The organism is Agromyces sp. Marseille-Q5079, assembly GCF_051016555.1.
Lineage (GTDB): Bacteria > Actinomycetota > Actinomycetes > Actinomycetales > Microbacteriaceae > Agromyces.
In genome coordinates this window covers 143,468-167,350 of the sequence record NZ_JBPEJF010000003.1, presented here as the reverse complement: position 1 = coordinate 167,350, position 23,883 = coordinate 143,468, and the positions used below count along the sequence as shown (strand labels likewise).

The following is a 23,883-nucleotide window of genomic DNA, read 5'->3' as shown; positions in this document are numbered from 1 at the left end:
GCATCACTCGCGGGCGCGGTCAGCCGATCGCGCTCATCACGTGCTTGATCCGCGTGTAGTCCTCGAAGCCGTAGTTCGAGAGGTCCTTGCCGTACCCGGAGTGCTTGAATCCGCCGTGCGGCATGTCCGAGACGAACGGGATGTGGGTGTTGATCCACACGCAGCCGAAGTCCAGGTGCTTCGCGAACCGCATCGCGCGGGTGTGGTCGCTCGTCCAGACCGAGGCGGCGAGCGCGAAGTCCACGTCGTTCGCCTTCTCCAGCGCGTCGGCGTCGTCGGTGAACGGCTGCACCGTCAGCAGCGGCCCGAAGATCTCCCGCTGGACGACCTCGTCGTCCTGGCGGACGCCGGTCACGATCGTGGCCTCCCAGAAGTAGCCGCGATCGCCGTGGCGACGACCGCCGGCCACGACCTTCGCGTGCTCGGGCAGGCGCTCGACGAAACCGGCGACCTGCGCGAGCTGGTTCGCGTTGTTGAGCGGCCCGTAGAGCACGCCGTCCTCTCGCGGTCCGCCGGTGCGGGCGTCGGCCGCCGCGTTCGCGACGAGCAGCTCGACGAAGCGGTCGTGCACCGACTCGTGCACGAGCACGCGCGTGGCGGCGGTGCAGTCCTGGCCGCCGTTGAAGAACGCGGCCGCGACGATCCCGGCCGCCGCGGCGGCGAGGTCGGCATCGGCGAACACGATGGCCGGAGCCTTCCCGCCGAGCTCGAGGTGGACGCGCTTGAGGTCGGATGCCGCGGCCCTGGCGACCTCCATGCCGGCGCGGACGGAGCCGGTGATGGCCACCATGTCGGCTCGGTCGTGTCCGAGGACGGCGGCACCCGTGGTGCGGTCGCCGGTCACGACGTTCAGGACTCCGGCGGGCAGGAACTCGGCCGCCACCTCGGCGAGCAGCAGCGTCGACAGCGGCGTCGTGTCGGACGGCTTCAGCACGACGGTGTTGCCCGCGGCGATCGCCGGCGCGACCTTCCACACGGCCATGTTCAACGGATAGTTCCACGGCGTCACCTGGCCGATGACCCCGATCGGCTCGCGGCGGATGAACGACGTGTGGCCGGAGAGGTACTCGGCCGAGGCCCGTCCCTCGAGGTTGCGGGCGGCGCCGGCGAAGAAGCGCAGCTGGTCGACGGACTGCATGATCTCATCCGCGACGAGGCTCGCCCGCGGCTTGCCGGTGTCCTGGGACTCGAGGTCGGCGAACTCCTCGGCGCGGTCCGCCATCGCGTCGGCGATGCGGAACAGCGCGAGCTGGCGTTCGGCGGGCGTCGTCTCACTCCACACCTCGAATGCGTCGGACGCGGCTCGGTAGGCGGCGGCGACGTCGTCGAGGTTCGAGATCGGCGACGCGGCGTAGACCTCCTCGGTCGCCGGGTCGATCAGGTCGAGTCGCTCCTCGCCCCGGGCGTCGACGTACTCGCCGCCGATGAAGTTTCGGATCGGTGCTGCGGTCATGCTGCTCTCCTCGTCGCGAAGCGCGGTCGACGTGTGCGATCGCGTCGTCCGCCGGCCGCGGCATCCGTTCGTCGGGCGCCGGGATCGTGGGCCATCGTAATCGGATCTCGTGGGTGATTGCGAGCGATTGCATGGGAATCCGTTGCATTTTGCGTGAATTTCAACGGAATCCCTTGCATGGTGGCATTCCGACTGTAACAATCGGCTGCATGACGAACACGGCGCGGACGGGCCCGCCGCGGCCGGTGCACCTCGACGATGTGTCGAAGGCGATCATCGAGCAGCTGCAGGCCGATGGGCGGCGGTCCTACGCCGATATCGGCAAGGCCGTCGGGCTCTCGGAGGCCGCCGTGCGCCAACGCGTGCAACGACTCACGGAATCGGGCGTCATGCAGATCGTCGCCGTGACCGACCCGATGCAGCTCGGGTTCACTCGCCAGGCGATGATCGGCATCCGGGCATCGGGCGACACGCGCGAACTGGCGGCCGCCTTGGCCGACATCCCCGAGATCGACTACGTCGTCCTCACCGCAGGCAGCTTCGACGTGCTCGCCGAAGTGGTCTGCGAGAACGACGACGAACTCATCTCGCTGCTGAACTCGCGAATCCGAAGCCTGTCGGGCGTGCGCTCGACCGAGACGTTCGTCTACCTCAAACTCCAGAAGCAGTTCTACAACTGGGGCACTCGCTAGAAGGGACCGATCATGACCGATCGAGTAGAAGACAACGCGACACTGCAGAAGATGGCGAAGGACCACCTGTGGATGCACTTCGCACGGCAGTCCACCATGGAGACCTCCGGGGTGCCGATCATCACGCGCGGCGAGGGCCACCGCATTTACGACATCCAGGGCCGGAGCTACATCGATGGCCTGGCCGGGCTGTTCGTCGTGAACGCCGGTCACGGGCGCAAGCGTCTCGCCGAGGTGGCGGCCAAGCAGGCCGAGCAGCTCGCCTTCTTCCCGATCTGGTCGTATGCGCACCCGAAGGCGATCGAACTCGCCGACCGTCTCGCGGAGCACGCGCCCGGCGACCTCAATCGCGTGTTCTTCTCCACCGGCGGCGGTGAGGCGGTCGAGACCGCGTACAAGCTGGCGAAGAACTACTGGAAGCTCATGGGTCGCCCGTCCAAGTACAAGGTGATCTCCCGGGCGCTCGCCTACCACGGCACGCCCCAGGGCGCGCTCGCGGTCACCGGCCTGCCGATCAAGGCCCCGTTCGAGCCGATCACGCCGGGCGGCCTGCGCGTTCCGAACACGAACTTCTACCGCGCTGCCGAGATGGGTGCGCCCGCCGACGACGAGGAGGCCTTCGGCATCTGGGCGGCGAACCGCATCGAGGAGCAGATCCTCATGGAGGACCCCGACACGGTCGCCGCCGTGTTCCTGGAACCCGTCCAGAACTCCGGTGGCTGCTTCCCGCCGCCCCCCGGCTACTTCCAGCGCGTCCGCGAGATCTGCGACAAGTACGACGTGCTGCTCGTCTCCGACGAGGTCATCTGCGCGTTCGGACGCATCGGCCACATGTTCGCGTGCGAGGAGTACGGCTACGTGCCCGACATGATCACGTGCGCCAAGGCGATGACTTCGGGCTACGCCCCGATGGGCGCGACGATCATCAGCGACAAGGTCTACGAGCCCTTCAAGCACGGCGACACCACCTTCTACCACGGATACACCTGGGCCGGGCACCCGGTCTCGGCCGCGGTGGCGCTCGAGAACCTCGACATCTTCGAGGAGGAGCACCTCTTCGAGCACGTCCGCGAGAACTCGCCGCTGTTCCGTTCCGAACTGGAGAAGCTCAACGACCTGCCGATCGTCGGCGACGTCCGCGGCGCCGGGTACTTCTTCGCCGTCGAGCTCGTCAAGGACAAGGCGACCCGCGAGACCTTCAACGAGGATGAGTCCGAGCGCCTCCTGCGCGGATTCCTCTCCACGGCGCTGTTCGACGCCGGCCTGTACTGCCGCGCCGACGACCGCGGCGACCCGGTGATCCAGCTGTCGCCGCCGCTCACGATCGGCGTGCCGGAGTTCCAGGAGATCGAGCAGATCCTGCGCAGCGTGCTCACCGAGGCCTCCAACCGCCTCTGACCGCGCCGAGCGCGTGCCGCCGCCGATGGCGTCGGCACGCGCTCACCATCCCCCACTGGCGAATGCCCATTCGGGGAGCGCCCCGGTGCCGATGAAGTCGTCGAGCAGCCGCGCCATCGAGTGTTCGACGTCGATGGCCAGGGCGTGCTCGAGCAGCGCACCGGCGACGGAGCCACGGCCGAGCGACCAGGCCAGCCACGCCGCGATGCAGCAGGCCCCCGGGCGCGCCTCGGTCGGCGCGTTCGCGATGAGTCCGCGCAGCAGTTCGAGGGCTCGTTCCACGCGCCGGCGATCTGGCCTGAGCATCGTCTGCCCCAGGAGGAGCCGTGCGAGCAGATCGTCGACCTCGGCTCGTGCGCGTCCTGCGAACACCGGCTCCGCATCGACGACCGGGCCGACATCTCCGGCCTCGTCAGGCATCGTGACGTCGGCGACGTCGAGCGCGAGTTCCGCGACGACGCTGCCGAAGGCGATCTGGAGCATCATGGCATCGCGGATCGGAGGTCGTGCGGCGAGGTCCAGGAACCACGCGAGTCGCGAGGGAGCCGACGCCGACGAACGGCGACGACGCCCCAGCAGGGATTCGACGAGTTCCACCGGATCGGCGAACCGGCCGAGCGCGGCGATCGCGGCCTCCGCGGTCGCGCTCCCGGCGAACTGCTCGAGCGCGGCCGCGATCGCGATCGCGGTCTGCGGGTCGGGCTCCGGCAGGGCGCCCGCCTGGTCCGAACCCGACGAGCGTTCGGAGACCGGCACCCCCCGTGCCGCGGCGCTGGCCGAGATGAGCCCGAGCGGACGCCCGCCGATCGGTGCCTCCGGGTCGAGCGCCGACGCCCACCCATCACGCGCCTGGCACAGCACGTCCCGCACCACGAAGCCGGCCTGCTCCGCTCGATCGACCAGCAGGTCGAGGAGGGACCGCTGCGGGAGCCCGCCGTGCTCGAGGAAGGTCTCGTCGGTGTAGACGATCGGAACGAGCGCGTCGACATCGGGAAGCCGGCAGATCGTGCCGACGACCGCCGCGACCAGCGCCTCGTGCGCACCGGACTCGGCCGGGAGGTCGTGCCTGAGGACGCCGGCGGTGCGGTTGCCCGTGAAGGCCACGCACACGAGGGAATCGCGCGGGTGGAAACCGGCGAGCTCCGGGACGAGGGCGAGGAAGTCGTGCGCCGATGCGGCGCGGATGATGGCGGTCATGCGACCGATACTCGATGCGATCGCGACCACCGCCGAGGTCGTTCCCCGATCGACGGACGCTCCGGCCTCGGCGCGGCCTGTTGAGGGAGTCTCGCCCACTCGTCCTCGACATCGGCGTCGGGTCGGGATCCGTCGCCGTGTCCGATTCCCGCGAGTGGATGTCGGTCGCCGTGGCTACGCTCGAACCATGACCGAACGCCACCTCGTCCGCATCGACAGCCCGATCGGGCGCATCGAGATCATCGCCGACGGCTCCGCGATCACCGCGTTGTCGATCGAGCACGACGGCACGCTCCTCCACGATGGCGAGCCCGAACACAGCGACGCCGTCCTCGAACGGGCGAAGACGCAACTCGCCGAGTACTTCGACGGAGTGCGCACCGAATTCGACCTCCCCGTGCACCTGGAGGGCACCGAGTTCCAACGCGCTGTCTGGGAGCGGCTCCGCCGCCTCCGCCATGGTGACGCGACCTCGTACGGCGCGCTCGCGGCCGCCGTGGGCAAGCCCGGGTCAGCTCGGGCCATCGGCGGGGCCGTCGGCGCCAATCCGGTGCCGATCATCATCGGCTGCCACCGCGTGCTCGCCTCCGACGGACGCATCACCGGGTACTCGGGCGGCGAAGGCGTCCCGACGAAGCTCTGGCTTCTCGGCCACGAGAAGATCGGCTTCGCCGCGTGAGCGTGATTCCACGTCCCGAGCTCACGCGCGGCGACGACGGGCTGACGCGCTGCGGGTGGAGCGCAGGCGACGAGGAGTATCGCCGCTACCACGACGACGAATGGGGCCGTCCGCAGCACGACCCCACCCTGCTCTTCGAGAAGATCTGCCTCGAGGGCTTCCAGGCCGGCCTCTCGTGGATCACGATCCTCCGGCGCCGGCCGGCATTTCGTGAAGTGTTCCACGACTTCGACGTCGTACGCGTCGCGGCGATGGACGAGAGCGATGTGCAGCGACTCCTTGCGGACGAACGGATCATTCGACACCGCGGCAAGATCGAGGCCACCATCGGCAATGCCCGCGCCACGCTCGACCTCGATCAGCCGATCGACGAGTTCATCTGGAGCTTCGCTCCAGAGACGCCGCGCGAGGCCCCGACCTCATTCGCCGAGGTTCCGGCGATCACGCCCGAATCGAACGCCCTGAGTCGGGAGCTTCGCAAGCGCGGCTTCCGCTTCGTCGGCCCGACCACGATGTACGCGCTCATGCAGGCTGCCGGGCTCGTCGACGACCACCTCGCAGGCTGCTTCCGATCCGGGCCCTCTTCGTCGCCGGCTGCCGCGAGCTGATTGCGTTCACGGCCGCACCGCCAGGCTGACCGCCGCAATCGCCACGTCCCGCTCAAACGCTGCAGGCCGGGCGGGGTCCCGCCGGCACCTGCTCAGGCGACCAGGTCGAGCTCTCGCGGTGTCCGGTCCGAGGCATCCGCGCCGAGGCCGAGCACGAAGCCCTCGCTCGTGGCCCAGTCGACCAGGTCGTCGACCGATTCGATCGAGGGTCGTGTCTCGAGGAACCGACGCGTAAAGCGGCCCTTCGCCTGCTTGTTGAAGTGGTTCAGGGCTCGCCGCCTGCCCTCGCCGTCGACCGAGACCACGCGGACGAACACGCTCCCGTCACGCACCGGCGCGGGCCCGAGATCTGCGTATGCCTCAGACCTGAGGTCGACAATGACGCCCTCGTGCTCCTCGATGCGCGCCGAGAGCGACGCGCGCCAGTATCGACGCAGCGTGATGTCGGGCACCCTCGAATCGTGCGACAGCCGGTACGCCGGAATCGGATCGAGCGCTCCGAGCAAGCCGAACAGCGCCGAATGCACGAACGTGGTCTCAGCCGCGAAACGCCGTGCCTCGGCATCGAGCGACCCGGCGTCCAAGGCGTCGAACAGCACGCCGGTGAAGCGATCGAGCGCGGGCATCGTCGGCGAGGTGAGCAGGAGCCGATCGTGCTCGACCTCGCTCACGAGACGCGGACCGAGCTTCAGCGCGCGCAGTGCGGCCGCCTCATCCGCGCACAGCGCGACGACACGATCGACGAGTTCGGCTCGAAGGCCGGTGAGTTCCGGATACGACAGGCGCGAGAAATCGAGGGCTGCGCCGTCACCGCCCTCGCGCTTCGTTTCCGAAGGCGGCAGGAGGAGGAGCATCTACGACGCGAGGAACGCGAGCGTCGCGTCGACATTCGAGCCGAGCGACTCGACGCTGTCGATGCTCACCCGAGGCAGCGCCGAAGACGGACCGGTCCACGGAGCGTAGCCTTCCAGGCTCTGCTCGACGGCGCGCCACGTCGTCTCCTCGAGGTGAGGGAGCCCACGCTCCCGCTTCTCGAGACGGGCACGGTGAAGGGCCTCATCCGAGCAGTACACCTCGACCACGCGGAGCCTGACCTCGGTGCGCACGGCCAGGTCACGCCACTGGAGCCTCGCGGCCTCGCCGGCATTCACCGCATCGACGATCACCGTGCGTCCGGAGGCGAGCTCCTTCTCGGCGATCTCCTCGGCCACGAGATACGCCGCGAGACCGGTCGGCTCGCCGGCGTCGATGCCGGCTCGCAGGATCGCGGACTCGATCGGATCGACCGAGACGACGGTCGCCCCGAGCCGGGCGCCGACGATCTCTGCGATCGTCGACTTCCCGGCTCCGGGCAGACCTGCCATCACGACCAGTTGTGTGATCGACAGTTCGCCGAACTGTCGATCAAGCGGCTGCTCCCCCTGCATCCGCTGAGCCTCAGCTCAGGCTCGCGCGGGACGCGACGACCTGCACCACGTTCGACTGCACCGACAGGAATCCGTCCTCGGCATTCGCCGTGACCTTCTCGCCGCCGGGCAACGACACGCGCACCTCGCCGCTCGCGAGGACCGCGAGCATCGGCTCGTGGCCCGGCAGGATGCCGATCTGGCCCTCGACCGTGCGTGCGACCACCATGGACGCCTCGCCCGACCAGATCTCCCGGTCGGCCGAGACGACGCTCACATTGAGTGCGGCCATGCTCAGCCGTTCTCCTTCTGGATGCGAGCCCAGTTCTCCTCGACGTCGGTGATCGGGCCGACGTTGAAGAACGCCTGCTCGGCCACGTGGTCGAACTCGCCGCGGGCGATCGCGTCGAAGGACTCGATCGTGTCCTTCAGCGGAACGGTCGAACCCTCGACGCCCGTGAACTTCTTGGCCATGTACGTGTTCTGCGAGAGGAACTGCTGAATGCGGCGTGCACGCGACACCGTGATCTTGTCTTCCTCGGAGAGCTCATCGACACCGAGGATGGCGATGATCTCCTGCAGTTCCTTGTTCTTCTGGAGGATCTGCTTGACCGTCGTCGCGACGCGGTAGTGGTCGGCGCCCAGGTACCTGGGGTCCATGATCCGCGACGTGGAGGTCAGCGGGTCGATGGCCGGGTAGAGGCCCTTCGAGGCGATCTCGCGCGAGAGCTCGGTCGTCGCGTCGAGGTGGGCGAAGGTCGTCGCCGGAGCAGGGTCGGTGTAGTCGTCGGCGGGCACGTAGATCGCCTGGAGCGAGGTGATCGAGTGGCCACGCGTCGAGGTGATGCGCTCCTGGAGCACACCCATCTCGTCGGCGAGGTTCGGCTGGTAGCCCACCGCGGACGGCATGCGACCGAGCAGCGTCGAGACCTCGGAACCGGCCTGCGTGAAGCGGAAGATGTTGTCGATGAAGAGCAGCACGTCCTGCTTCTGCACGTCGCGGAAGTACTCCGCCATCGTGAGCGCGGAGAGGGCGACGCGAAGACGCGTTCCCGGCGGCTCGTCCATCTGGCCGAAGACGAGGGCGGTCTTGTCGAAGACGCCCGCCTCCTCCATCTCGTGGATGAGGTCGTTGCCCTCACGCGTGCGCTCGCCGACACCGGCGAACACGGACACACCGCCGTGGTCCTGCGCGACGCGCTGGATCATCTCCTGGATGAGGACGGTCTTGCCCACACCGGCACCGCCGAACAGGCCGATCTTTCCACCCTGCACGTACGGGGTGAGGAGGTCGATCGACTTGATGCCGGTCTCGAAGAGCTGCGTCTTGGACTCGAGCTGGTCGAATGCCGGCGGACGACGGTGGATCGGCCAGCGCTCGGTGATCTCGATCTGCTCGCCGGGCTCGGCGTTGAGGACCTCGCCGATGACGTTGAAGACCTTGCCCTTGGTGACGTCGCCGACGGGGACGGAGATCGCCTCTCCGGAGTCGGTGACCTCCTGGCCGCGCACGAGGCCGTCGGTGGGCTTCAGGGCGATGGCGCGAACGAGGTCGTCGCCGAGGTGCTGGGCGACCTCGAGGGTCAGCACGGTCGTCTGGTCGCCGATGGTGATCTCGGTCTTCAGCGCGTTGTAGATCTCGGGGATCGAGTCGTGCGGGAACTCGATGTCGACGACGGGGCCGGTGACGCGGGCGATGCGTCCGACGGCGCCGGCGGCACGCTCGGCGACCGGCGCGGTTGCGGTGTCAGTCATTCTGCTCTCTCTTTTCTGAGTTGCTACTTGGCGGCGACGAGCGCATCGGCGCCGCCCACGATCTCGGAGATCTGCTGCGTGATCTCGGCCTGGCGTGCGTTGTTCGCGAGGCGGGTGTAGTCGGTGATGAGGTTGTCGGCATTGTCGCTGGCCGACTTCATAGCCTTCTGGGTCGCCGCGTGCTTGGCGGCGGAGGACTGGAGCAGCGCGTTGAAGATGCGGCTCTCGATGTAGACCGGCAGCAGCGAGTCGAGCACGGTCTCGGCATCGGGCTCGAACTCGTAGAGCGGCTCGACCTCTGCGGTGGCGTCGGCGACGCCCTCGACGACCTCAAGGGGCAGGAGACGGACCACGGAGGGCGTCTGCGTCATCATGCTCACGAAGCGGTTGTACACGACGAAGATCTCGTCGACGCCGCCGTCGGACGCATCCCGGAGGAAGGCCTCGAGCACTGCGTCGGAGATCTCCTTGGCGAGATCGAAGTCAGGACTCTCGGAGCTCCCGGTCCACTGCTGCTCGAACTCGCGTCGGCGGAACGCGAAGTACCCGACCGCCTTGCGCCCGACCAGGAAGTAGCTGACCTCCTTGCCCTCCGAGCGGAGCAGCTCGCTGAGCTGCTCCGCTTCGCGGAGGACCTGCGAGTTGAACGCGCCGGCGAGGCCGCGATCCGACGTGAGGATCACGATCGCGGCCCGCTCGATGCGCTCGGGCTCGGTCGTCAGCACGTGGTCGACGTTCGAGTGCGTCGCCACGGCCGAGACCGCACGCGTGATCGCCTGCGAATACGGCGTCGAAGCTGCCACTCTCGCCTGCGCCTTCTGGATGCGCGAGGCGGCGATGAGCTCCATCGCCTTGGTGATCTTCTTCGTCGTCTGGGCAGACTTGATCTTCTGCCGGTAGACCCGAAGTTGCGCTCCCATGTCTCTCCTGTAGTCCTAGAGTCGATCGATCAGTCGTGCGAAGCTCAGCGCTTCGACTTGACGACCTTCTCCTGGTTGACGTCCTGGGCGTCGATCGGCTCGAACTTCTCGGAGCCGACGGATGCGAGCGGCTTGCCCTCACCGGTCTGGAATTCGAGCTTGAACTTGTCGACCGAGGACTCGAGCGCCGCGACGGTCTCGTCGGAGAGCACGTTCGTCTCGCGGAGGTCGCTCAGCACCGTGGTGTTGCGACCGAGATAGTCGAGCAGTTCGCGCTCGAAGCGCAGCACGTCCTCGACGGGAACCTCGTCGATCTTGCCGTTCGTGCCGGCCCAGATCGAGACGACCTGCTCCTCGACGGGGTACGGCGAGTACTGCGGCTGCTTGAGCAGCTCGGTGAGGCGTGCGCCACGGGCGAGCTGACGACGGCTCGCCGCGTCGAGGTCGGATGCGAACATCGCGAACGCCTCGAGCGAGCGGTACTGCGCCAGCTCGAGCTTCAGCGTGCCCGAGACCTTCTTGATCGACTTGACCTGCGCGTCGCCACCGACTCGCGAGACCGAGATTCCCACGTCGACCGCCGGACGCTGGTTGGCGTTGAAGAGGTCGGACTGGAGGAAGATCTGGCCGTCGGTGATCGAGATCACGTTCGTCGGGATGTAGGCCGACACGTCGTTGGCCTTCGTCTCGATGATGGGCAGGCCCGTCATCGAGCCGGCACCGAGCTCGTCGGAGAGCTTGGCGCAACGCTCGAGCAGACGCGAGTGCAGGTAGAAGACGTCACCGGGGTACGCTTCGCGTCCCGGCGGGCGACGCAGGAGCAGCGACACGGCACGGTAGGCCTCGGCCTGCTTCGAGAGGTCGTCGAAGATGATGAGGACGTGCTTGGAGTCGTACATCCAGTGCTGGCCGATGGCCGAGCCCGTGTACGGCGCGAGGTACTTGAAGCCGGCGGGGTCGGAGGCGGGAGCCGCGACGATCGTCGTGTACTCCATGGCTCCGGCATCCTCGAGCGCGCCCTTCACCGAGGCGATGGTCGAGCCCTTCTGGCCGATCGCGACGTAGATGCAGCGGACCTGCTTGTTGACGTCGCCCGAGTCCCAGTTGGCCTTCTGGTTGATGATCGTGTCGATCGCGATGGCCGTCTTGCCGGTCTGGCGGTCGCCGATGATCAGCTGACGCTGGCCGCGGCCGACGGGGATCATGGCGTCGATCGCCTTGATGCCGGTCTGGAGCGGCTCGTGCACCGACTTGCGCTGCATGACGCCGGGAGCCTGGAGCTCGAGCGCACGACGGCCCTCGAGACCGGTGATCTCGCCGAGACCGTCGATCGGGTTGCCCAGCGGGTCGACGACACGGCCGAGGTAGCCCTCGCCGACGGGGACGGAGAGGACCTCGCCCGTGCGGGTGACCTCCATGCCCTCCTCGATGCCGGTGAACTCGCCGAGCACGACGACGCCGATCTCGTCTTCGTCGAGGTTCAGCGCGAGGCCGAGCGTGCCATCGGCGAACCGGATGAGCTCGTTGGCCATGACCGAGGGCAGTCCCTCGACGTGCGCGATGCCGTCGCCGGCGTCGGTGACGTATCCGACCTCGGTCTTCTGCGCCGTGCCCGGCTCGTAGGCCGAGGCGAACTCCGTGAGAGCCGAGCGGATCTCATCGGGGCTGATGGAGAGTTCTGCCATTGTCTTTCCCTTTTCTGTACCGGTTGTACAGCTACTGGTCTGTCGCGGCGCGAGACGCCGGTCGTTGTCGTCCGGCGTCAGCCGGCAAGCTTCTGCCTCAGCGAGCTGAGGCGCGAGGCGACGCTGCCGTCGATGACGTCGTCGCCGATCTGCACGCGAACCCCGCCGAGCACGGCGGGATCGATGATCGTGTCGAATCGGATGCGGCGGCCCGCCTGTGCGGCGAGGCCCTGCTCGAGCCGGGCGAGCTGGGCGTCGTTCAACGCCACAGCCGTCGTGACCGTCGCGACCGCGAAGCCGCGCTGGTCGGCGACGACGGATGCCGCGCCGCGCAGCATGGCGCCGATGCGACGGCCCCTGGGCGAGAGCACCAGGTGCCGGACGACCGCGAGCGTCGCCGGGTCGACGGAGCCGGTGCCGAGCAGTCGCTCGACCAGCTTCGACTTGGCGTCGTTCGCGCCGAGCTTGGAACCGAGCGCGAGCTCGAGCTCCGAGTCGGAAGCCACCGTGCGCTCGAAGGCGAACAGTTCGGCGTCGAGTTCGACGCCCTCGCCCGCGGCATCCGCTGCGACACGGAAGCCGATCTCTTCGATGCCGTCGAGGAAGTCCGCCTGGCTCGACCACCGGTTCGACGCTGCGGCGGTGAGCAGGCTCAGCGCGCCGGGCGCGAGGCGGCTGCCGAACACCGAGGTGACCAGCTGTCGCTTCTGGGCCTCATCGGCCTCGTTGTCGGTGAGTGCGCTGCGCAGCTGCGCAGAACCGGCGATGAGTCGACCGGCGGCGAGGAGATCCTCCGCGACCTGCAGGTCGGCCCGGCCGAACGACGCGAGCGAGGCTCGTGTCGCGGCCAGGGCTTCTCTCGTAGCACTGCCCATGGGTTACTTCGTCTCCCCTGCGGCGGCCTTCTCGGACGCCTCGAGGTCGGCGAGGAACCGGTCGACCACGGCCTGGGCCTTCTGGTCGTCGGTGAGCGACTCGCCGATGACGCCGGAAGCCAGGTCGATCGCGATCGTGCCGACCTCGGAGCGGAGCGAGACGAGCGCGGACTGGCGCTCGGCCTCGATCTGCGCCTGGGCGCTCGCGGTGACGCGAGTCGCCTCGACCACGGCGGTCTCCTTGGCCTCGGCGACGATCTTCTTGCCGTCTTCGCGAGCGCTCTCTCGGATCGCACCCGCCTCGGCACGCGCGTCGGCGAGCTGGGCGGTGTACTCCTCGAGGGCGGCCTCGGCCTTGCGCTGGGCCTCGTCGGCCTTCGCGATGTTGCCCTCGATCGCCTCGGCACGCTCATCGAGCATCTTCTGGACGCGCGGCAGCACGTACTTCCAGAAGAAGATCAGGATGATGACGAAGCAGACCGACGACCAGAGGATGTCGTACAGCTCGGGAATGACCGGGCTGTGGGTCTCGCCACCCTCGGTTGCAGCGCTCAGTACTGCATGAAGCACGTTGGCCTCCTCAGTTGCGGCGGGTGGATCAGACGAAGATGAAGTAGGTCGCGATACCGATGAAGGCGAGCGCCTCGGTGAAGGCGATACCGATCCACATCAGGACCTGGAGGCGGCCGGCCAGCTCGGGCTGACGGGCGACGCCCTCGATGGTCTTGCCGACGACGATGCCCACGCCGATGGCCGGGCCGATGGCTGCGAGGCCGTAGCCGACCGTCGCGATGTTGCCGTTGATCTCAGCGAGAACGGTGGTTGCGTCCACGTTGGGTTTCCTTTCCTAGGGATGTTTCTGGGCGGGTGCCCGGGCTCAGTGCTCTTCTGCGACCGCGAGCTGGATGTAGACCGCGGTGAGAAGGGTGAAGACGTATGCCTGCAGGACGGCGACGAGGATCTCGAACAGCGTGAACGCGAACCCGAAGGCGAACGTTCCGGCGCCGACGAGGGTCCACCAACCGCCGAGGGTGAAGACGAAGAACTGCGTGGCTGCGAAGAAGAGCACGAGCAGGAGGTGACCGACGATCATGTTCATCATGAGTCGCAGGGTCAGCGTGATCGGGCGGATGATGAAGGTCGAGATCAGCTCGATCGGCGTGACGATGATGTACACCGGCCACGGAACACCCGAGGGGAAGAGCGCGTTCTTGAAGAAGTTCTTGGGACTCTTCTTGATACCCGCGTAGATGAAGGTCACGTAGGAGACGATCGCGAGGACCAGCGGCACGCCGATGACGGAGGTGCCGGCGATGTTCAACCCCGGGATGATTCCCGTGAGGTTCATGAACAGGATCATGAAGAACATCGTCGTGAGGATCGGCAGGAAGCGCCGGGCGTCCTTCTTGCCGAGGAGGTCCTCGGCGACGTTGACACGCACCACGTCGAGACCCATCTCGACGAGGCTCTGGAATCGGCCGGGCACGATACGGAGGTGCCGGGTGCCGAGCCAGAAGAGCAAGAGCAATGCGCCGACCGCGAAGAAGCGGACGAGCATGATGCGGTTGATCTCGAACGGGGTGCCTTCGAAGAACAGCGCTCCAGGGAAGAATTCGTCGATTGACGGCCCGTGGAATTCACCATCGTTGGTTGACATCGGAACCAGAAGGTTCAGAGCGTTAGCTAGCAGCGCTATCTCCTGTTTCGGGGCGTGGAGCTCTGCTCTCGCGACGACGAACATCGGAACGGTTTCACGCACATGCCGAAGCAGGCGTTTACCGGGGGGATCTCCATTACTCTAGCAATACTTCGGGCATCGGACGAATCGCCGGGGAAGTTCGTTCACCCCGACTTCGACACGACGTCGAAAACTAGTCGTCGGTCGGCGCCGGGGGCAGTTCCACGTCGCTGACGTGCGGCATCCGGGACGTCGTGATGACGATCACATCGACGACCAGCGAGGCGATGACGCCCGCGACGAGGCTGAGGAACAGCACGGTCGTGTCGAGCCACGCGGCGTCGCGCAACAGCACGACGAGCACGATGAAGACGATGAACTTCAGGAGCCATCCGCCGAGCACGATGCCGAAGAACGCGCCCACGAACAGGTCGCTCGACGAGAACCGGTTGGCGATCAGGATGCTCGCGGCCGTGATGCCCATGAAGACGACGGCCATGGCCGTGCCGACGAGCGCGCCGGCGAGACCGGGACCGCCGGCGAAGACGAAGCCGAGCACGGCGGTGACCACGAACAGCGCGGCGGCCACGATGCCGCCGAGGGTGAGGGCGCGCCGCAGCACGGGATTCGAGGTCGGCGTGCGATCGGCGGATTCAGGTCGTGCGTCGGTCATCAGGCTCCAGTTCGTGGGTCGCCCGATTCTACCGAGGGCTCGCTGAGCGGACGCCGGTCGAGCTCGTCGACGGCGACGAGCTCCCCGGGGGCGCCGAGCTCGTCGGACACGACGAGTTCCGCGGCCGGCTCGCCCGCCGCGACGGCGCTCTCGGCCTCGGGCATGGCCTCCGCGGCGACCGTGAGGCGCTTGCGGCGTCCGAGCGGCGCGAGCGTGACGATGGCGCAGGCGACGAACCCGACCCCGAGCAGCAGGAAGGCCCACCGCGCGCTGATGCCCAGGTACACGGGGAACACATACGTCAGGAGGCATCCGATGGAGGCGACTGCGGTCCAGCCGTAGAAGATGAGCACGGCGTTCAGGTGCGAGTGCCCCATATCGAGCAGTCGGTGGTGCAGGTGCTTGCGATCGGCCGCGAACGGCGACTTGCCCGCACGCAGGCGACGCACGACCGCGAGGCCGAAGTCGAGCAGCGGGATCAGCAGCACGATGACCGGCAGGATGATCGGGATGAAGGCCGCGAAGAGCTGGTTGAAGCCGACGCCCGCGGGATTCAACTGTCCGGTCACGGCGATGGCCGAGGTGGCCATGAGCAGCCCGACGAGCAGCGCCCCGGCATCGCCCATGAACAGCTTCGCGGGGCGCCAGTTCAACGGCAGGAAGCCGGCGCAGGCGCCGACGAGGATGATCGCGATCATCGACGCGAGGTTGAAGTAGTTGGTCGGCGAGGTCTGCTGGACGAGCAGGTAGGTGTAGACGAAGAACACGCCGTTCGAGATGAGCGAGACTCCGGCGACCAGCCCGTCGAGTCCGTCGATGAAGTTGACGGCGTTCATCACGAGCACGATGACGAACACGGTGAGCGTCGCGAACATCCACGACGAGCCGACGAGGATGCCGCCGATGGGCAGCGACACGATCGACACGCCCTGCCAGGCGATGAGGCCCGCCGCGATGAACTGCCCCGCGAGCTTCGTCGTCCAGTCGAGGTCCCAGATGTCGTCGGCCACGCCGATGAGCACGATCAAAAGGGCCGCCCCGAGGATGGCGAGCACCTGCGCGGGGTCCTGGAAGATGATCGCGACGTTCGCGAACCGCGTCGGGCCGAGGCTCGAGACGAACCACGCGGCGCCGAACGCGACGAGGATGCCGACGAACATCGCGATGCCGCCGAGCCGGGGCGTCGGGCGCGTGTGCACGTCGCGCTCGCGGATCTTGGGGTACAGCCGGTACTTCAGGCTGAGCTTCCAGACGACGTAGGACCCGACGAGGGTCACGAGCGCGGCCACGAGGGCGAGCGCGAGGAAGAGGGTCATGAGGCGGCGGCATCCGTCGCGTCGTCGGATGCCGCGGGCTCGGCGCCCTCGGTCGCGGACCCGCTCGCCGGCGGTGCGCCCACGGCGTCCGCGACACCCGGGGCCTCCGCGGCCGGCGCGAGCAGCTCCTCGCCGACCACCTCGGCGATGCGCTCGCGCGAGATGACGCCGGCCCGCACGATGCGGAGCACTCCCCCGTCGGCGGTGAGCCCCGTCGCGTCGACGATGGTCGAGGAGGTGTCGCCCGGCCGTTCGCCGATGGCCTCGTAGCCCGTGCCCGCGGGCCCGCCGTCGAGGTAGACCGCCACCGAGTCGCCGAGCATCTCGGACGCCTCGGCCGCGGTCGTGGCCGACGGCATGCCGCTGAGGTTGGCCGACGAGACGGCGAGCGGCCCGGTCTCGGAGAGCAGTTCGAGCGCGAAGTGGTTGTCGGGCATGCGCAGCGCCACGGTGCCGCGCGTCTCGCCGAGGTCCCAGCTGAGGGAGGGCTGCGCGTGAAGGATCACCGTGAGCCCGCCCGGCCAGAACGCGGCCACGAGGCGGCGCACCGGCTCGGGCACCTCGCGGGCGAGCGCGTCGAGGGTGGGGATGCCGGGGATGAGCACCGGCGGCGGCGACGTGCGCTCGCGGCCCTTCGCCTCGAGCAGGCGCGCCACGGCGGCGGCGTCGAAGGCGTCGGCCGCGAGGCCGTAGACCGTGTCGGTCGGGACGACGACGAGCTGGCCGCGGCCGATCGCTCCGCGTGCGAGGCGCATGCCCGTGAGCAGCTGGGATTCGACCGAACAGTCGTAGATGGCAGTCATGACCGCTCGATTCTAGACCAGCGCGCCCGGCGGTCCCGGGTTCGCGGGCATCGCGGGCATCGCGGGCGCCGTCGCGATGGAGCGGGGCGCACGGATGCCGCGTGCGAACGTGCGCACGCGGCATCCGCCCCTGGTGTCGGGTTCAGCGACGACCCGCCTTGCGACGGAAGAGCCACGCGCCCCAGAGCGCCGCGCCGACGATGATGAGCAGGCACCAACCGACCGCCCACCACGCCTCGTCGCCCATGGGGGCGTCGGTGAGCAATGCCCGGAGGGTCTCGATGACCGGCGTGATCGGCTGGTTCTCGGCGACGGGCTGCAGCCAGTCCGGCATCGTCGAGACCGGCACGAAGGCGCTCGACACGTACGGCAGGAAGAGCAGGATGAAGCCGTAGCCGCTCGCCGCCTCGGGCGTCTTCGCCGCGAGTCCGATCGCCGCGAACAGGTAGGTGATCGCGAGGATGTACACGGCGACGAGCGCGAGGACCCCGACCCAGTCGAGCGGGGTGGCCGACGGCCGGAACCCGACCAGGAGGCCGACCCCGATGACCACGGCGGTCGCGACGAGGTTGCGCACGAGGCTCGCCACGACGTGTCCGGTGAGCACGGCCCCGCTCCTGAGCGGCATGGTGCGGAAGCGGTCGATGACGCCGGTGGTCATGTCCCGCGAGACCGACACGGCCGTCGAGCTCGCGCCGAAGCCCGCGCACAGCAGGATGATGCCGGGCACGACGTAGTCGACGTAGCTTCCCGTGGGGTCGATCGCGTTGCCGAAGATCCACGTGAACATCAGCATGAGCATCACGGGGAGCATGACGGCCATGAGCATGGACTCGACGTCGCGCACCGAGTGCGTGAAGCTGCGGCCGATGAAGACCCGCTCGGCGGTCAGCGCGCTGAGGCGGGGACGCAGGGTCGGCGCGGCCCCGGTGCGGCGAGCGGCGGCGAGCGCGGTGCCCGCGGACGTGTCGGTGGTCGTGGCGGTCATCGTGACTCCTGGAGCTCGGGGGCGCGGTCGTGCCCGGTGATCTGGAGGAACACGTCGTCGAGGCTCGGGCGACGGATGGAGACGGTCGCGCCGTCGGCGGATGCCGCGGCGAGCAGGTCGATCTCCTCGATCGCGCCGCGGAGCCCGTGCACGGTGCCGTCGGTCGGATGCTCGGCGAGGAGCGCCCCGTCACCGTCACGGAGCTCGACGACCTCGCCACCCACGAGGGACTTGAGCTCGTCGGCGGTGCCCTCGGCGACGACGCGGCCGTGGTCGAGCACGGCGATGCGATCGGCGAGGAGGTCGGCCTCCTCGAGGTACTGGGTCGTGAGGAAGACCGTCGCCCCGTCGTCGGCGAGCGAGCGGATGACCCGCCAGAGCTCCTGCCGGCTGCGGGTGTCGAGTCCGGTGGTGGGCTCGTCGAGGAAGATCACGGGGACCTCGACGACGAGGCTGAGCGCGAGGTCGAGACGTCGTCGCATGCCGCCCGAGTAGGTGGAGAGGCGCCGGGTCGCGGCATCCGCGAGGTCGAAGCGCTCGAGGAGCTCGTCGGCCCTGCGCTTGGCGGCCCGCGTCGAGAGTCCTGAGAGCCGGCCGAACATCACGAGGTTCTCGGCCCCGGTGAGCACCTCGTCGACGGCCGCCGACTGGCCGGTGAGGCTGATGCGCCGCTTGACCTCGTCGGGCTGTGCGACGACGTCGTGGCCGGCGACGTGCACCGTGCCCTCGTCGGGACGGACGAGCGTCGTGAGGATGTTGATGGTGGTCGTCTTGCCCGCACCGTTCGGTCCGAGCAGGGCGAAGATCGTGCCGGCCTGCACGGCGAGGTCGAGCCCCGCCAGCACGTCGGTGCGACCGAAGCGCTTGCGGATCCCGCGAGCGTCGATGGCGAGTTGCATGGTGTTCACTCCGTTCGATGAGTTCTGCGTATCGAATAAACTGTGTAGCGCGTCTACAGTTGTTTAAGTAATACACAGTTCTAGACTGTCGTCAACACCTCAGATGAACGGATGCCGATGAGCGAGCAGCGCCCCGACCCCGAACTGCCGCGCGGCGTCGCGCTCGCCTGGGGGGTCGCCGCCAATCCGCAGCGCGGCCCCAAGCGCGAGCTGTCGATCGAGCGGATCGTCGACACCGCCATCCAGCTCGCCGACGCCGAAGGCCTCGGCTCCGTCTCGATGAGCCGGGTCGCGAGCGCGCTCGGGTTCACGACCATGTCGCTCTACCGCTACGTCACGAGCAAGGACGACCTGATCCTGCTCATGCAGGAGGCCGCCAGCGCCCTCCCCGTGCCCGACGACGCGGTCGACCGGGACTGGCGCGAGGGCATCACCGCATGGGTGCACGGCATCAGGTCCGGCTACGCGGAGCACCCCTGGCTCGTCGACATCCCCGTCTCAGGCGCCCCCATCACGCCGAACGCCCTCGCGATCGTCGACTGGTTCCTCCGCGAGGTGCGCGAGCTCCCGCTGAGCGACGGCGAGAAGATGTCCGCGCTCCTGATGTTCACGAGCTATGCGCGCGCGACGAGCGCCCAGGACCGCGACATCGCCCGTGCCGCGGCGGCCTCGGACCCCGCCGAGGTCACGGGCGAACGCACCTTCGCGACGCTCATGGAATTCGTCACGCCCGAGCGATTCCCCCACCTCGCCCCGCTGTTCCTCGGCGGCGGGTACGTCGAGCAGGCCCACGAGGGGGAACCCCCCGGCCCGAGCACCGACGAGGACTTCGCCTTCGGCCTGCAGCGCATGCTCGACGGCATCGCGACCTACGTCGCGCAGCACGCCGCCGACGCCGGCCGCGACGAGCACCGCGCCGAGACCTCGCCCGCTCCCCTGCCGCCGACCCTCGAGCCGCCCAAGGACAAGGATGCGCGCGAGGCCGCACGAATCCGCCGCGACGCCGAGAAGGCGGTCCGCGAAGCCCAGAAGGCGCTTCGCGAAGCCCAGAAGCGCGAGCGCGACGCGGTCAAGCGCGCGCTCGAGCGCCTCGAACGCGACCGCGAACGCGCAGAACGAGACAAGGAGCGCGACCAGCGCCGCTCCTGAGGCGAACGGCTGCCGTGTCAGCGCACCGCGGTCGTCGCCCGATCCCGCATCGTCAGGTCGCGGTGATGCGAGACGGCGCGCCATCCGTCGGCGGCCAGCAGGTCGGCGATCGGCGCCGACTGCGTCTCGAAGTGCTCGATCACGAGCGCGCCGCCCGGTCGTAGCAGCGCGAACGCCCTCCGCGACAGGGCCCGGATCACGTCGAGGCCGTCGTCGCCGCCGTAGAGCGCGAGCACGGGGTCGTGCAGGTTGACCTCGGGGTCGGCCGGGATCGCCGCGGCCGGGACGTACGGCGGGTTCGACACCACGACCGACACCTGCCCGTCGAGCTCGGGGAGCGCATCCGCGAGGTCGCCCTCGACGAGGGTCACGGCGACGCCGACCTCGTCGACGTTCCGGCGCGCCCACGCCATCGCCTCGGGCGAGATCTCGACCCCGTAGATGCGGGCGTAGGGCACCTCGGTCGCGAGCGCGAGGGCGATCGCGCCGCTGCCGGTGCCGAGGTCGACGGCGATGGGCTCCGCGTCGGGCATCGCCCGCAGCGCGTCGATGGCGAGCTGCGCCACGCCCTCGGTCTCGGGGCGCGGCACCAGAACGCCCGGCCCGACGAGGAGGTCGAGGCTGCGGAACGGCGCCCGGCCCGTGATGTGCTGGAGCGGCTCGCGCGCGACCCGGCGCGCGACGAGCGCGGACAGCACAGCGGCATCCGCCTCGGAGAGTTCGCCGCCCATGACGACCCGCGCCTGGACCCCGCCGCGCGAGAGGCCGAGCACGTGCCCGATCAGCAGGTCGGCGTCGACCTCGGCGTCGAACAGGCCCGCCGCGGCCAGCCGGGCGATCGCATCGTCGCGGCGCGCCCGGATCGAACGATCATCGGCGTCCCGCGGCATCCCAGCATCCATGAAATGGAATGTAATGCACGTGACCGGGAACCTGCCCGGTCATAGGCTGGCCGGTGCACAAGCCCCGCACCCGCACTCCGAGAGGAAGCCCCATGGCCCAGATCTTCGACAACATCACCGAGGCCTTCGGTCGCACGCCTCTCGTGCGCCTGAACCGCGTCACCGAGGGCGCGGGCGCCACCGTGCTCGGCAAGCTCGAGTTCTATAACCCCTCCGCGAGCGTCAAGGACCGCCTGGGCATCGCCATCGTCGACGCCGCCGAGGCCTCCGGCGAGCTCGCACCCGGCGGCACCATCGTCGAGGGCACGAGCGGCAACACGGGCATCGCGCTCGCCATGGTCGGCGCCGCCCGCGGGTACAAGGTCATCCTCGCGATGCCCGAGACCATGTCGAAGGAGCGCAAGTCGCTGCTGAAGGCCTACGGCGCCGAGCTCGTGCTCACGCCCGGCTCCGAGGGCATGAAGGGTGCGGTCTCCCGCGCCGAGCAGATCGTCGCCGAGACCCCCGGCGCGGTGCTCGCGAAGCAGTTCGCGAACCAGGCCAACGTCGAGATCCACCGCCGCACCACCGCCGAGGAGATCTGGGCCGACACCGACGGCGGCGTCGACATCTTCATCTCGGGCATCGGCACGGGCGGCACCATCTCGGGCGTCGGCCAGGTCCTGAAGGAGCGCAAGCCCGAGGTGCAGGTCATCGGCGTCGAGCCCGAGGAGTCCCCGATCCTGAACGGCGGCGCCCCCGGCCCCCACAAGATCCAGGGCATCGGCGCGAACTTCGTCCCCGAGATCCTCGACCGCGAGGTCTACGACGAGATCTTCGACGTCAACATCGACCAGGCCGTCGCCACCGCCCGCCAGCTCGGCACCGAAGAGGGCATCCTCGGCGGCATCTCCTCGGGCGCCACGGTGTACGCCGCGATCCAGATCGCCAAGCGCCCTGAGAACGCCGGCAAGACCATCGTCGTCATCCTCGCCTCCTACGGAGAGCGCTACCTGTCGACGGTGCTGTACGAAGGTCTGCTTGACTGACCTGGTGAGCATCCTCTCCAGTTTGAAGGAAGACCTCGCGACCGCCCGTGCGCACGATCCCGCCGCACGCAGCGATCTCGAGGTCTTCCTCGTGTACTCGGGCCTGCACGCGGTCTGGGCCTCGCGGCTCACGCACCGCCTGTGGGTGGCCGGGTTCCGGTTCCCCGCCCGCGTCATCTCCCAGCTGACCCGATTCCTCACCGGCATCGAGATCCATCCCGGGGCGACGATCGGGCGTCGGTTCTTCATCGACCACGGCATGGGCGTCGTGATCGGCGAGACCGCCGTGATCGGCGACGACGTGATGCTGTACCACGGCGTGACCCTCGGCGGAAAGGCGCCCCGTCACACGCGCCCCGGCACGAAGCGGCATCCCACCCTCGGCGACGGCGTCACCATCGGCGCGGGCGCCAAGGTGCTCGGCGACATCACGATCGGCGCATGGAGCGCCGTCGGCGCAAACGCCGTCGTCACCAGGAGCGCGCCCGCGCACTCCCTGCTGGTCGGCGTGCCGGCGACGCCGCGGCCCCTCTCCGAGGCGACCGCCGATGCGTCCCGCGGCATCCACGACTGGCACATCTGAACGCGTCCCGCTGACGCGAAACGCGCCGACGCGGGGCCTCACGCCGATCCGGCGAACACAGAAGGACGGATGCCGCAGCATCCGCCCTTCTCGTGTTCGTGCCCTCGCGTCGGGTCAGTCGTCGCCGAGGCCGGCGAGCTGCGCCTCCTCGTCGGCCTGCACGGCCGACTCGATGAGCGGATCGAGCGCGCCGTTCATGACCTGGTCGAGGTTGTACGCCTTGTAGCCGGTGCGGTGATCGGCGATGCGGTTCTCGGGGAAGTTGTACGTGCGGATGCGCTCGGACCGGTCCATCGACCGGATCTGGGACTTGCGCGCGTCGGAGGCCGCCGCCGCGATCTCCTCCTGCTGGCGCGCGAGGATGCGGGCGCGGAGCACGCGCATCGCCGCCTCGCGGTTCTGCAGCTGCGACTTCTCGTTCTGCATCGACACCACGATGCCCGTGGGCAGGTGGGTGATGCGCACCGCGGAGTCGGTCGTGTTGACCGACTGGCCGCCGGGACCGGATGACCGGTAGACGTCGATCTTGAGGTCGTTCTGGTTGATGTCGACCTCTTCGGGCTCGTCGACCTCGGGGAAGACGAGCACGCCGGTCGTCGACGTGTGGATGCGGCCCTGCGTCTCGGTCACCGGCACGCGCTGCACGCGGTGCACACCGCCCTCGTACTTCAGGTGCGCCCAGACGCCCTGCGAGGGGTCGGTGGCGTTCGACTTGATCGCGACCTGCACGTCCTTGTAGCCGCCGAGGTCGGATTCGTTCTGGTCGAGGAGCTCGACCTTCCACCCCTTCGACTGGGCGTACTGCATGTACATGCGGAGCAGGTCGCCGGCGAAGAGGGCGCTCTCGGCGCCCCCCTCGCCGCCCTTGATCTCCATGATCACGTCGCGACCGTCGTCGGGGTCTCGCGGGATCAGGAGTCGCCGGAGCTTCTCCTGGGCCTGCGCGAGCCCCTCTTCGAGCGCCGGGACCTCTTCGGCGAAGGCGGCATCCTCCTTGGCGAGCTCACGAGCCGCCGCGAGGTCGTCCTGCGCCTCGTGCCAGGCCGAGTTCGCGGCGACGATGCGGCTGAGTTCGGCGTAGCGCCGATTCACCTTCTTCGCGCGCGCGGCGTCGGCATGCAGCGCCGGGTCGGCGAGCGCCTCCTGGAGCTCGCCGTGCTCGACGAGCATGGGCTGGACGGATTCGAACACGGATG

At 68.8% G+C, this 23,883-nt stretch carries 26 protein-coding genes; 7 read left to right on the top strand and 19 right to left on the bottom strand.

Annotation, left to right across the window (positions count from 1 at the left end; all coding sequences use genetic code 11):
* Positions 1-19: 19 nt before the first annotated feature.
* Positions 20-1,453, bottom strand: a complete 1,434-nt coding sequence (locus ACR3IO_RS08305; protein ID WP_434070724.1) for an aminobutyraldehyde dehydrogenase — start codon at positions 1,451-1,453, stop codon at positions 20-22.
* Positions 1,454-1,662: 209 nt separating this feature from the next.
* Between ACR3IO_RS08305 and ACR3IO_RS08300 the strand changes: the two genes are divergently transcribed.
* A complete protein-coding gene (locus tag ACR3IO_RS08300; RefSeq protein ID WP_434070723.1) occupies positions 1,663-2,145 on the top strand; it encodes an Lrp/AsnC family transcriptional regulator in 483 nt (160 codons plus the stop codon).
* 12 nt (positions 2,146-2,157) lie between these two features.
* Positions 2,158-3,543: an aspartate aminotransferase family protein gene (locus ACR3IO_RS08295; protein ID WP_434070722.1), complete on the top strand. Its 1,386-nt coding sequence runs from the start codon at positions 2,158-2,160 to the stop codon at positions 3,541-3,543.
* A gap of 42 nt (positions 3,544-3,585) precedes the next feature.
* On the opposite strand, the gene ACR3IO_RS08290 is transcribed toward ACR3IO_RS08295, so the two are convergent.
* Positions 3,586-4,740 carry a DUF4192 family protein gene (locus ACR3IO_RS08290; RefSeq protein WP_434070721.1) on the bottom strand — a complete coding sequence of 385 codons (1,155 nt, stop codon included), beginning with the start codon at positions 4,738-4,740 and terminating at the stop codon, positions 3,586-3,588.
* Between the two features lie 187 nt (positions 4,741-4,927).
* Between ACR3IO_RS08290 and ACR3IO_RS08285 the strand changes: the two genes are divergently transcribed.
* Together ACR3IO_RS08285 and ACR3IO_RS08280 are read left to right on the top strand one after the other, a co-directional pair.
* Positions 4,928-5,419 carry a methylated-DNA--[protein]-cysteine S-methyltransferase gene (locus tag ACR3IO_RS08285; RefSeq protein ID WP_434070720.1) on the top strand — a complete coding sequence of 164 codons (492 nt, stop codon included), beginning with the start codon at positions 4,928-4,930 and terminating at the stop codon, positions 5,417-5,419.
* A gap of 5 nt (positions 5,420-5,424) precedes the next feature.
* A complete protein-coding gene (locus ACR3IO_RS08280) occupies positions 5,425-6,027 on the top strand; it encodes a DNA-3-methyladenine glycosylase I (protein ID WP_434071163.1) in 603 nt (200 codons plus the stop codon).
* A 92-nt stretch (positions 6,028-6,119) separates the two neighbouring features.
* Here the strand turns inward: ACR3IO_RS08280 and ACR3IO_RS08275 are convergent, their stop codons facing one another.
* The 15 genes from ACR3IO_RS08275 to ACR3IO_RS08205 all read right to left on the bottom strand — a co-directional run bounded on the left by ACR3IO_RS08275 (position 6,120) and on the right by ACR3IO_RS08205 (position 19,025).
* Positions 6,120-6,881, bottom strand: coding sequence for a YaaA family protein (locus ACR3IO_RS08275; protein WP_434070719.1), 762 nt, complete (start codon positions 6,879-6,881; stop codon positions 6,120-6,122).
* Entirely contained in the window at positions 6,882-7,454 is a 573-nt protein-coding gene (locus tag ACR3IO_RS08270) for an AAA family ATPase (protein WP_434070718.1), read from the bottom strand. It lies immediately after the preceding gene.
* A 10-nt stretch (positions 7,455-7,464) separates the two neighbouring features.
* On the bottom strand, positions 7,465-7,725 hold the full coding sequence (locus tag ACR3IO_RS08265; RefSeq protein ID WP_434070717.1) for a F0F1 ATP synthase subunit epsilon: 261 nt from the start codon (positions 7,723-7,725) through the stop codon (positions 7,465-7,467).
* Between the two features lie 2 nt (positions 7,726-7,727).
* Entirely contained in the window at positions 7,728-9,188 is a 1,461-nt protein-coding gene (gene atpD, locus ACR3IO_RS08260; RefSeq protein WP_434070716.1) for a F0F1 ATP synthase subunit beta, read from the bottom strand.
* 23 nt (positions 9,189-9,211) lie between these two features.
* On the bottom strand, positions 9,212-10,108 hold the full coding sequence (locus ACR3IO_RS08255) for a F0F1 ATP synthase subunit gamma (RefSeq protein ID WP_434070715.1): 897 nt from the start codon (positions 10,106-10,108) through the stop codon (positions 9,212-9,214).
* 44 nt (positions 10,109-10,152) lie between these two features.
* Positions 10,153-11,793: a F0F1 ATP synthase subunit alpha gene (atpA, locus tag ACR3IO_RS08250; protein ID WP_434070714.1), complete on the bottom strand. Its 1,641-nt coding sequence runs from the start codon at positions 11,791-11,793 to the stop codon at positions 10,153-10,155.
* A gap of 77 nt (positions 11,794-11,870) precedes the next feature.
* The gene (locus tag ACR3IO_RS08245) at positions 11,871-12,668 is read right to left on the bottom strand and encodes a F0F1 ATP synthase subunit delta (RefSeq protein WP_434070713.1); all 798 of its coding nucleotides are present in this window, start codon (positions 12,666-12,668) and stop codon (positions 11,871-11,873) included.
* Positions 12,669-12,671: 3 nt separating this feature from the next.
* A complete protein-coding gene (locus ACR3IO_RS08240; RefSeq protein ID WP_434070712.1) occupies positions 12,672-13,238 on the bottom strand; it encodes a F0F1 ATP synthase subunit B in 567 nt (188 codons plus the stop codon).
* 28 nt (positions 13,239-13,266) lie between these two features.
* The gene (gene atpE, locus ACR3IO_RS08235; protein ID WP_022888426.1) at positions 13,267-13,500 is read right to left on the bottom strand and encodes an ATP synthase F0 subunit C; all 234 of its coding nucleotides are present in this window, start codon (positions 13,498-13,500) and stop codon (positions 13,267-13,269) included.
* A 45-nt stretch (positions 13,501-13,545) separates the two neighbouring features.
* Positions 13,546-14,325, bottom strand: coding sequence for a F0F1 ATP synthase subunit A (gene atpB, locus ACR3IO_RS08230; protein WP_434070711.1), 780 nt, complete (start codon positions 14,323-14,325; stop codon positions 13,546-13,548).
* A gap of 214 nt (positions 14,326-14,539) precedes the next feature.
* On the bottom strand, positions 14,540-15,019 hold the full coding sequence (locus tag ACR3IO_RS08225) for a hypothetical protein (RefSeq protein ID WP_434070710.1): 480 nt from the start codon (positions 15,017-15,019) through the stop codon (positions 14,540-14,542).
* Positions 15,019-16,335 carry an MraY family glycosyltransferase gene (locus ACR3IO_RS08220; RefSeq protein WP_434070709.1) on the bottom strand — a complete coding sequence of 439 codons (1,317 nt, stop codon included), beginning with the start codon at positions 16,333-16,335 and terminating at the stop codon, positions 15,019-15,021. Before ACR3IO_RS08220 ends, ACR3IO_RS08225 begins: the two co-directional genes overlap by 1 nt.
* Positions 16,332-17,138 carry an L-threonylcarbamoyladenylate synthase gene (locus ACR3IO_RS08215; RefSeq protein ID WP_434070708.1) on the bottom strand — a complete coding sequence of 269 codons (807 nt, stop codon included), beginning with the start codon at positions 17,136-17,138 and terminating at the stop codon, positions 16,332-16,334. Before ACR3IO_RS08215 ends, ACR3IO_RS08220 begins: the two co-directional genes overlap by 4 nt.
* Positions 17,139-17,280: 142 nt before the next feature.
* On the bottom strand, positions 17,281-18,126 hold the full coding sequence (locus ACR3IO_RS08210) for an ABC transporter permease (protein ID WP_434070707.1): 846 nt from the start codon (positions 18,124-18,126) through the stop codon (positions 17,281-17,283).
* Positions 18,123-19,025, bottom strand: a complete 903-nt coding sequence (locus tag ACR3IO_RS08205; protein ID WP_434070706.1) for an ATP-binding cassette domain-containing protein — start codon at positions 19,023-19,025, stop codon at positions 18,123-18,125. Before ACR3IO_RS08205 ends, ACR3IO_RS08210 begins: the two co-directional genes overlap by 4 nt.
* Positions 19,026-19,142: 117 nt before the next feature.
* On the opposite strand from ACR3IO_RS08205, the gene ACR3IO_RS08200 reads away from it, so the two are divergent.
* Positions 19,143-20,174, top strand: coding sequence for a TetR/AcrR family transcriptional regulator C-terminal domain-containing protein (locus ACR3IO_RS08200; protein ID WP_434070705.1), 1,032 nt, complete (start codon positions 19,143-19,145; stop codon positions 20,172-20,174).
* A gap of 17 nt (positions 20,175-20,191) precedes the next feature.
* On the opposite strand, the gene prmC is transcribed toward ACR3IO_RS08200, so the two are convergent.
* Positions 20,192-21,076: a peptide chain release factor N(5)-glutamine methyltransferase gene (gene prmC, locus ACR3IO_RS08195; RefSeq protein WP_434070704.1), complete on the bottom strand. Its 885-nt coding sequence runs from the start codon at positions 21,074-21,076 to the stop codon at positions 20,192-20,194.
* A 92-nt stretch (positions 21,077-21,168) separates the two neighbouring features.
* Between prmC and cysK the strand changes: the two genes are divergently transcribed.
* Positions 21,169-22,104, top strand: coding sequence for a cysteine synthase A (gene cysK / locus ACR3IO_RS08190; protein ID WP_434070703.1), 936 nt, complete (start codon positions 21,169-21,171; stop codon positions 22,102-22,104).
* 4 nt (positions 22,105-22,108) lie between these two features.
* Entirely contained in the window at positions 22,109-22,687 is a 579-nt protein-coding gene (gene epsC / locus ACR3IO_RS08185; protein WP_434070702.1) for a serine O-acetyltransferase EpsC, read from the top strand.
* Positions 22,688-22,801: 114 nt separating this feature from the next.
* Here epsC and prfA read toward each other — a convergent pair whose 3' ends face one another.
* Positions 22,802-23,878 (bottom strand): peptide chain release factor 1, encoded by a 1,077-nt coding sequence (prfA, locus tag ACR3IO_RS08180; RefSeq protein ID WP_434070701.1) that lies wholly within the window; start codon positions 23,876-23,878, stop codon positions 22,802-22,804.
* Positions 23,879-23,883: the final 5 nt, after the last annotated feature.